The sequence below is a fragment of the Pseudorhodoplanes sp. genome (assembly GCF_035565795.1).
In the GTDB taxonomy this organism is placed as follows: domain Bacteria; phylum Pseudomonadota; class Alphaproteobacteria; order Rhizobiales; family Xanthobacteraceae; genus Pseudorhodoplanes.
This window is the reverse complement of sequence record NZ_DATMRV010000196.1, coordinates 1-8652: the sequence shown is the minus strand read 5'-3', so window position 1 is coordinate 8652 and position 8652 is coordinate 1. Positions and strand designations below refer to the sequence as shown.

Below are 8652 nucleotides of genomic sequence, written 5' to 3'. Positions count from 1 at the left end.
GCCGACGGCGACACGATTTCGATCACCTATAACGGTGTGACGACGGTGTTCGAATCCGACGAGGGCGGCAACGGCGTCTCCGGCAGCAACGTCGCGTTCACCGATGCAGCGAGCCTTCAGACCGCTCTGGAAACCGTCTTCGGTGCTGGCAATGTTGTGAACAATGCCGGCACGATCACTATCTCCGGAACCGGCTACACCAACAGCTTCACCACCGCCTACACCGGCACCGGCAACGCCCTTCTCGGCACCAACACGGCCGCCGTTGACGGCGACACGCTGACCATCAACGACGGCACCAACACCGGCACGTTCCGTTACGTGGCTTCGGGCGCGAATGCCTCCGCCGGCACGTTCTCGGATCTGACCAGCCTCCAGGCAGCCCTTGCCGCTTCGTCCGTCACCGGCGTGACGCTGACGGATTCGGGCGGCAACCTGCAGGTCGGAAAGGCCACCGGCTCGGTCACCATCGGCGGCCAGCTCGGCACTGATCTCGGACTGAACGGTACACACAGTGCGACGCCTGCGAGCAACGCCGATCTCACAGCGCTTGCCGGTTCCTCGCTGAGCATCGCGGTCGGATCGGGCACGCCGGTCACGTTCAACATCACGGCCACGACCACGCGCGCCGATCTCGATGCATGGCTGGACGGTCTCGCGCTCGGAACCGGCATTATCGCGACCGTCAATGCCGGCGGCGCAATCGAGATCACCTCGACCTCGAGCGAGAACATCACGATCAGCGGGACCGGTGCGGCCGTGACGGCGCTGGGCCTCGACACCGGTACCGGCCCCGGCGGCGCTTATGTGCCGACGGCGACCGTTGCCACGCCAGGAACGGTCCGCGCCAATCTGGAAACGCAGTTCAACGAAATCCTCGATCAGATCGATCAGCTGGCGAAGGACGCCTCCTACAACGGCATCAATCTCCTGAACGGCGACGAACTGAAGGTGGTCTTCAACGAAGACGGCACCAGTTCGCTGGTCATTGCGGGCGTCAACTTCGATTCCGCAGGTCTCGGCATCTCAACCCTCACCAGTGGCGCGTTCCAGACGAATGCATCGATCGACACGATCCTTGGACAGGTGGACAGCGCGCTGCGCACCCTGCGTTCGCAGGCGACCAGCTTCGGCTCCAAGCTCAGCACCGTTCAGACCCGTCAGCAATTCACCAAGCAGTTGATCAACACGCTGGAAACCGGCGCGGACAACCTGGTGCTGGCCGACACCAACGAGGAAGGCGCCAACATGCTGGCTCTCCAGACCCGGCAGCAGCTCTCCACCACAGCATTGTCGCTCTCGGCGCAGGCCGATCAGGCGGTGCTGCGCCTGTTCGGCTAAACCGAACCCTGCAATCCCGACAATCGAACGGCGGGGCGCAAGCCCCGCCGTTTTTCTTTACGCCGCATTAACCATGCGGGGCCGACCATGGCGCCCGATTCCCGAAGGAGATCCGTCATGGCGCTGAAGGTTGAACTGAAGCCCGGCGAACGCATCCTGATCGGCGATTGCGTGATCACCAACAGCGATCAGCGCACGCGCTTTCTGGTTGACGGCAACGCACCGATTCTGCGCGAGCGTGACATCATGACGGCCGAGCGCGCCGACACGCCGGCGAAGCGCATCTATCTTGCGGTGCAGCTCATGTATATCGGCCGCGATCCTGCTCAGCAGCACGAAGTCTATTTCGCGCTGATGAAAGACATTCTCCAGGCCGCGCCAAGCGCGTGGCAATACATCGCCGACATCAACAATCAAATCTTAACTGGCGATCTGTATAAAGCATTGAAATCGGCCAAGAAATTGATCGAATACGAGCAGGAGCTGCTATCGAATGCAAAGCGCGGCCAAAGCCTACGGGACAGTGGCACAACAGACCGCAAGTCCGCGTGAACTTGAAGCACAGCTGTTGCTGCGCGCAGCATCGCGATTGCAATCGGTGCATGACGACTGGGACAGCAAGCGCAGCGCGCTTGACCACGCATTGCTGTTCAATCGCAAGCTCTGGACGGTCTTCCTGACCTCGGCGACCAATACGGACAATCCGCTGCCTGCCGAAGTTCGTCAGAACATCGCCAATATCGGCATCTTCGTTCTGAACCATACGCTGAACGTGATGGGCAATCCGCAGCCGGAACGCCTGCGCAGCCTGATCAACATCAATCGTCAGCTTGCGGCCGGCCTGAGCGGAAGGGCCTGATCTGCACGGCCTGACGCGCATCGCATCTCTGGTTTCGTGAGATGGCCGGGCATTGCCCGGCCATTTCTCTTTGCGCCGCGAGGGGGCAGGCCAAAGGTCAGGCGACGACGCGCCGCCAAAAAGCCGCGCGAACCATGCTCCGCCCGCCGCGGACTACAGATAGTTCAGGATGCTGGTCTGGAACAGCTTGGCAGTGGTCTGCAGCGAAGCCTGCAGGCTCGTCTGCAGCGCCAGGATCTGGGCCGCCACTTCTTCATTGGAGACGCCTTCGATCTCCTGCAGCAGATTGCCAAGCGTCGCCTTGGTCTGCTGATGCCGCTTCTCCGCGGCTCCAAGCGAGGTCTGCGCGCCCGCGAGCTCGGACTGGATCTGCTCGATGCTTTGCGTCCCGAGCGGCACATCGAGCAAGGCGCGCAGGCGCGTGCTGAGTGCCGCGCCGCGGCCGCTGGAGTCCGGATCGGTGCTGGTCATCGAGATCGCCGCAAGCGCGGCAACCTGCTGCAATTGCCAGCGGATGCCTTCCTCGTTGGCGCGCGTGCCGTACTGGACGCTGATCGACTGATCGACCTTGGCCATTGCCGTCGCACGCGCCGGCTGGCTACCGGATTCACCCGTGTACCACATCACCGTGTCGGTTGCGGTCCCGGCCACGAGCCCGGTAGCGGTGTCGAATGGAGGCCCGGCGACGCGCTGCGGAGGCTCTGCGAAGAAGTTGCCCGAAGCGGCCAGTGCGGAAGCGGCGGACAATGCCGTTCGCGCCAGAGAGCCGATTTTTGTGCTCAGAGCCGACTGCAGATTGGCAGCCGTTTCGGTCGAGTCCGCCCCGATCAGGAATTCGCCGACGCCAGGAGGTGTCGTCGACGTTGCTGTGAGCGTAATTGTCTCCGTCGATCCGTCCGGCAGACTGAAGCTGAGCCGCACGGACTCGCCGGCAACGGGATTGGTCGCGCCAAGATCGACTGACATCTGCTGCGGCGGCACACCGGCCGGGCTCATGACCGTCGAACCCGACAGCGAAGACGAGATGCCCACAAGCTTGAAACCGAACACCGTCGCAGGCGACTCTTCGCCCACTGCAACCGACGTTGGGGACGGCGACGTCACTTCGACACGCCCAAGCCCGGTCGCGCCAAGATCGGCCTGAAGCCGCTCGGCCACGATCTGCTTGAGACCGGCGCGCGCACCATCGCCATCGAGGATATGCGAGAGCGTATCGACCGAGGGTTTGTCGCTCGCCAGACCGGAAAACAGAAAGCGGTCGCCGGCCTGCGTATTCAGCAGGCCGAGCATTTCGCCGAGCGCGGACGTCGCGCTCGCCTGTGCGGTCGCACGGCCGTCCACAGAGGTCATCTCGGCGGCAACCGCCTTGGTCTCGCGACCGGCCGCGGACACCCGGCTCAACACCGTTTGCGCAAGCTCCAGCCGGACTTTCACGCTGGTGATGGTGTCGTTGTAGGAGCTGATCGACGACAGATGCGAGCGAAGGCCGACCGTCAGGCCGCGGTCGATCCCGATGCCGGCATAGTTGTCCGCGCGCTTGCCGGTGGCGAGCTGACGCTGCAGGTCGCCGAGCTGCGTGCGCATGCCGACCAGCGACTGGGTCAAGAGCAGGGATCGCGTGCCGACGTTTACGACGCTCATCGTGGCCTCAGATGCTCAACAGCCGTTCCATCATTTCCTTGACCACCGACAGCACCCTGGCATTGGCGCCGTAGGCACTCTGCAAGGTCAGCAGGTTGGCCATCTCGATATCGATATTGACGGTGGACGCTTCCGAGACGCGCGACTTGAGCGCGTTCACGACAACCTCCTGGCCGCTTGCAAGGTTGGCTGCGTTCTCGGCCGCCTCGCCCTGCGCACCGATCACCTGGCGCAGGAAGGACGACAGCGAGCCTGTATAGGGTGTGGCCGCGGAGCCGATACCGGTTTTCGACGAGAACGTGACCGGCGTATCCATGAGCCGGCTCAGGATAAAATTCGGCCGTGTGGAATCGCCGGCAGCTCCACCGGCCTGGAACACGACGAGCTTTGCGGGATCGGCGATCAGCTGACCATTGACCACCAGTCGTCCGGCAAGTCCGACGGTCTGCGAGCCGTTCGCGGTCACCGCGCCGGTATAAGGGGTACCGGCATCGGTAAAGAACGGCAGATATGCGTCGCCGCCGCCAAAACCGGTGCGGGTGACGGTCGAGGTCACGGCATCGACGGTCGAATTGTTGGCCGCGCCGTCGTCGAGAATGCGAAGCGTGGTCCCCGACGGGTTGGAGAAATTGACGCGCCCGTTGAGAGCGTTGTTCAGCTGGGCGACCACCGACGAGAGCCCGCCGGAGAAATCGACACCGATTACCGTGTCGCCCGCATCGGCAGTGAAGTCGTTCGACAGCGGCAGCGCGGCCGGATCATCGACGCGCACGATTGTGACGCGATGCTGCTGGCCAGTGGTCGTGTCGGTCCAGGTCAGGTTGATCTTGTTGCCGGGAAGGAGCGCGGCGGTGTCGACGTCAAAGCCCTCATACGCACCCGTTGTCACCGCGTTGCCGGCAACGGTCGCGTCCGACAGGCTGGACGCCATGGCCGCCGCGATCGCATCGAGCTGCGCCTGCGCTTCCGGAAGGATGTGGTCGCGCATCTCGACAAAGGCCGCGATCTCGCCGGAGCGGATCGCATTGCTGGCCAGGAGATCGACGCGGTTGCCGGTCGGCGTCACAAGGGAAATGGTGCCGACGCTGCGGGTCGCAGGATCGGCGGTCCATTGCGACGTCGGCATGATCGTGCCCTTCGCGTCGAAATCGAGACGCGAGGCTTCGGTGCTGACCAGCTGGATGCCGGAATTGGTGAAGACGGTGACCTGATTGTTGTCGGTCGAGATGACCCGGATATCCATCAACTGCGACAGTTCGTCGATATACATGTCGCGCTGATCGAGCAGCGTCGCCGCAGCGGCGTCAGGCGTCGTGTTGAGGGCAAGCTGGCGGTTGATCGCCGCGATACGCTCCATCGCGTTGTTGGCGCGCGATACCGCGTCGTTCAATCCAAGCTCGGCATCGCTGCGCAACGCCTGGATGTCGTTGGTCATGCCGTTCAGCTGCTGCGTCAGTACCTGCGCGGCACTGATCACCGCAGCGCGCGCCGCCGGCGATTCCGGTGACGTTCCGAGCGTCTGCACGGCGGAGGCAAAATCGTTGAACGCGACTTCGAGCGTCGCGTCGGCGCCGGGCTGGCCATAGATGCTCTGCAGCCGCGAATAGAACTCGGCCCGCAGATTGGCGTAGCTGCCACCCGCGGCCTCGGTACGCAGCTGGCGCTGAAGATAGATGTCGAGTTCGCGGTTGACGGCGGCAATGCGCACACTGACGCCGGCCCCGCCGGCCGACGTCGTGGTCTGCACCAGCGTCTTGCGCACATAGCCGGGTGTCTCCGCATTCGCCACATTCGAGGCGATCAGCGACAGCCCGGCCTGCACCGTGCGCAAGCCGGAGGTCGAAGTGTTGAGGGCCTGTGTCAGGCTCATTGCGTCGTCCTAATGCCCGCCGCCACGCTCAGCGCAGCATGTTCAGCAGTTCCTGCGTCATGTCGTTTGCAGTCGAGATGACGCGGGTATTCGCCGAGTAGGCCTGCTGGGTGACGATCAGCTTGGTGAACTCGTCCGCGATGTCGGTGTTCGAACCCTCGAGCGCGGAGCCGATGATCGTGCCGCTCGCGCCATAGGTCGGCGTGCCGGATTCGTCGGTCGCCTCGAAAGCGCCGCCGTCGATGCGCTTGAGGAAATCCGCGCCGGTGAAATTCGCGAGCGTGATCTCCGCGAGATCGATGGTCCGACCGTTCGAGTAGGAACCGACGATGCGGCCCTTTTCGCTGATCGAGATGGTCTGCAGTTCGCCCGCTGCGTAGCCGTTCTGCTTGAGCAGATTGACCTGCGCATTGCCGTTCGGATCGGCGAACTGGGTGATGCCGCCCGCGCCGTGATTGACCTGGATATTGCCAAGGCTGATCCCGTCGATCGTCACGTTGTTGAGCTGCAGCGTCGACACCAGCGGACTCATCTGGCCGTTGGGGCCGAAGGTGTAGTTCACGCCCGCGTTCATCCAGGCGACGTCGGTGCCGGTGGCGTTCGAATCGACCTGATAGAACAGGTTCCAGGTGTCGGTTCCGCCGTTCTGCTGGGAGGCGACCTTCGCCCAGCGCAGCTGGATGTTCACGGCCGTTCCCGAAACGTCGTAGGCGGTGATGGCGCCGCCGCCGAGCGAGGCATCGAGGAAGGCGCGCTCGTCGTTGCCGATCACGGTGCCGTTCGAGGGCCGGCCGGTCAGCGTCTGGATGCCGAAGATCGAGTGCGTGACGGTGCCGCCCATCTCGATCGTGTTGGTCATGCTCGCAGCCGTCACCGTGATATTGCCGGCATTGGCGCCGCCGGTAACGACGCTGGCCGTGCCGCCGGTGAGGCCGCCCAGCGCGGCGGAGAGTTCAGCGAGCGTCGACACCTCACCTACACCCGTACCGAAGGTGATGGTCAGGGCCGGGTTGCCGCCAACCTGAATCGTCATGGTCTGGCCGGCGCCAACCGCATTCTGCGTCAGAAGGTTGGTCGCATTGGTCGTGCCGACATTCAGCCCGAGTTCACCCAGCAGCGAAATTGTCGAGGCGCCTCCGATCTCGATATGGGTGTCTGCATTTGCGCCGGTCAGAACCAGCCGGCCTCCGTTCAGCGATGCGGTCACACCGGTATTGCCGGTCTCGGCATTGATTGCGGCCAGAACGTCGGTCGCGTCGTCACCGCTGGCGATGGCGATCGACTGGCCGTTGATTTCCAGCGTCCCACCGGCCGATGTCAGCGCGGAAAGATCGACCGTACCGGTCGCGACAGCGACGGCATCCGGTGACAGGTGTGCACCCGAGCCGAGGATCTTCGCCGGCGCCGGCGGTCCGTAGACCGGATTGGCCGAGAAGTTCGCCGGGTTGAGCAGCTCCGATCCCGGCATGTCGGCGTCGTAGTTGTTGGTCCTCGGCGTCGCGGCGAGGTTGGCGCGATAGTCGACCGTGGTGGTCTGCTGCGCCGGGAGGAAGTCGTTCTGGAATTGCAGCAGTTGCGGCACGCTGCCGGTCGGGTTGCCCGTTGCCGGATCGATCGGCAGGCCCATGAGGTAATAGCCCGCGCCGTTGACGAGGTAGCCGTTCTTGTCCGGCTGGAAGTCGCCGCGGCGGGTGTAATAGTCGGAGCCGCCGAAGATCGGCGAATTGTCCTGAACCGACGTAGGCTTCTGCACGACGAAGAAGCCGTCTCCGTTGATCGCCATGAAGGTGCCGACGGAGGAGCCCTGGATATCGCCCTGGACCGTATTGGTCATCCGCGCGCTCGCGATCACGCCGCCGGCGAGCTGCTTGGAGGGAATGTTGTCCGGGATCAGGTCCTGGAAGGAGGTATCGACCCGCTTGAAGGCGGTGGTTTGCGAGTTCGCGATGTTGCCGGACACGTTTTCAAGCGCGTAAGACTGCGCGCGCATGCCGGTGACCGCGGTGTTAAGTGCGCCGAAGATACCCATTACTTGATCCTCCAGAACAGCGGGGCGGCAGCTCGACAGGCGACCGCAAATGTTGCGACACAAGGCATCGCAAGTGCCGTGCCACGGAGAAACTCACGTAAAATCAATATCTTGGTGTAAAACCAAGGCTGCCGGACACGGCCAGCTTTGCCGGGCCCCGGCAAATTTTTCCGGGAGCGGTTTGCACCCGCGAGATCAGGCACTAGTGTCCGCGCGAATTCGCCAGACTGACTGAAGCAAAGGACGTTGCATGCGTTTCGAAGGCACCAAAGGTTACGTCGCGACCGACGATCTCAAGGTCGCGGTGAATGCGGCAATCACGCTGCAGCGGCCGCTTCTGGTGAAGGGCGAGCCCGGCACCGGCAAGACCGTGCTGGCGCACGAGATCGCCAAGGCGGTCGGCACCGAGCTGCTGGAATGGCATGTGAAGTCCACCACCAAGGCGCAGCAGGGCCTGTACGAGTACGATGCGGTGTCGCGGCTGCGCGACAGCCAGCTCGGCGACGAGCGCGTCAAGGACATCCGCAACTACATCAAGCGCGGCAAGCTGTGGGAAGCCTTCGTCCGCGAGAAGCGCCCTGTCCTCTTGATCGACGAAATCGACAAGGCCGATATCGAATTCCCGAACGATCTCCTGCAGGAGCTCGATCGCATGGAGTTCTTCGTCTACGAGACCGGCGAGGTCATCAAAGCGCAGCAGCGCCCGATCGTAGTCATCACCTCGAACAACGAGAAGGAGCTGCCGGACGCGTTTCTGCGCCGCTGTTTCTTTCACTACATCCGATTTCCCGACAACGAGACGATGCGGGCGATTGTCGATGTGCACTTTCCGGGCATCAAGCAGAGGCTGGTCGCCGAAGCGCTCAAGCTGTTTTACGAGATCCGCGAGGTCCCGGGCCTCAAGAAGAAGCC

Annotated in this window: 7 protein-coding genes; 4 read left to right on the top strand and 3 right to left on the bottom strand. The window is 63.3% G+C overall.

The features are described from left to right. From VNZ93_RS17375 to flaF, 3 genes are all read left to right on the top strand, one after another. Positions 1 to 1341, top strand: a 1341-nt coding sequence (locus VNZ93_RS17375) for a flagellin (protein WP_325707870.1), incomplete at its 5' end; no start/stop codon positions are given. A gap of 117 nt (positions 1342 to 1458) precedes the next feature. Next, on the top strand, positions 1459 to 1893 hold the full coding sequence (gene flbT, locus VNZ93_RS17370; protein WP_325707867.1) for a flagellar biosynthesis repressor FlbT: 435 nt from the start codon (positions 1459 to 1461) through the stop codon (positions 1891 to 1893). After that, positions 1835 to 2200, top strand: a complete 366-nt coding sequence (gene flaF, locus VNZ93_RS17365; protein WP_325707864.1) for a flagellar biosynthesis regulator FlaF — start codon at positions 1835 to 1837, stop codon at positions 2198 to 2200. Before flbT ends, flaF begins: the two co-directional genes overlap by 59 nt. A gap of 153 nt (positions 2201 to 2353) precedes the next feature. Here flaF and VNZ93_RS17360 read toward each other — a convergent pair whose 3' ends face one another. From VNZ93_RS17360 to VNZ93_RS17350, 3 genes are read right to left on the bottom strand one after another with little or no spacing between them, the layout of a single operon-like run. Then, on the bottom strand, positions 2354 to 3841 hold the full coding sequence (locus VNZ93_RS17360) for a flagellar biosynthesis protein FlgL (protein ID WP_325707861.1): 1488 nt from the start codon (positions 3839 to 3841) through the stop codon (positions 2354 to 2356). A 7-nt stretch (positions 3842 to 3848) separates the two neighbouring features. Next, entirely contained in the window at positions 3849 to 5711 is a 1863-nt protein-coding gene (gene flgK / locus VNZ93_RS17355) for a flagellar hook-associated protein FlgK (RefSeq protein WP_325707858.1), read from the bottom strand. Between the two features lie 28 nt (positions 5712 to 5739). After that, positions 5740 to 7740: a flagellar hook-basal body complex protein gene (locus VNZ93_RS17350; protein ID WP_325707856.1), complete on the bottom strand. Its 2001-nt coding sequence runs from the start codon at positions 7738 to 7740 to the stop codon at positions 5740 to 5742. 250 nt (positions 7741 to 7990) lie between these two features. Here VNZ93_RS17350 and VNZ93_RS17345 point away from each other — a divergent pair. After that, the coding region (locus tag VNZ93_RS17345) for a MoxR family ATPase (protein WP_325707853.1) at positions 7991 to 8652 on the top strand (662 nt) is incomplete at its 3' end.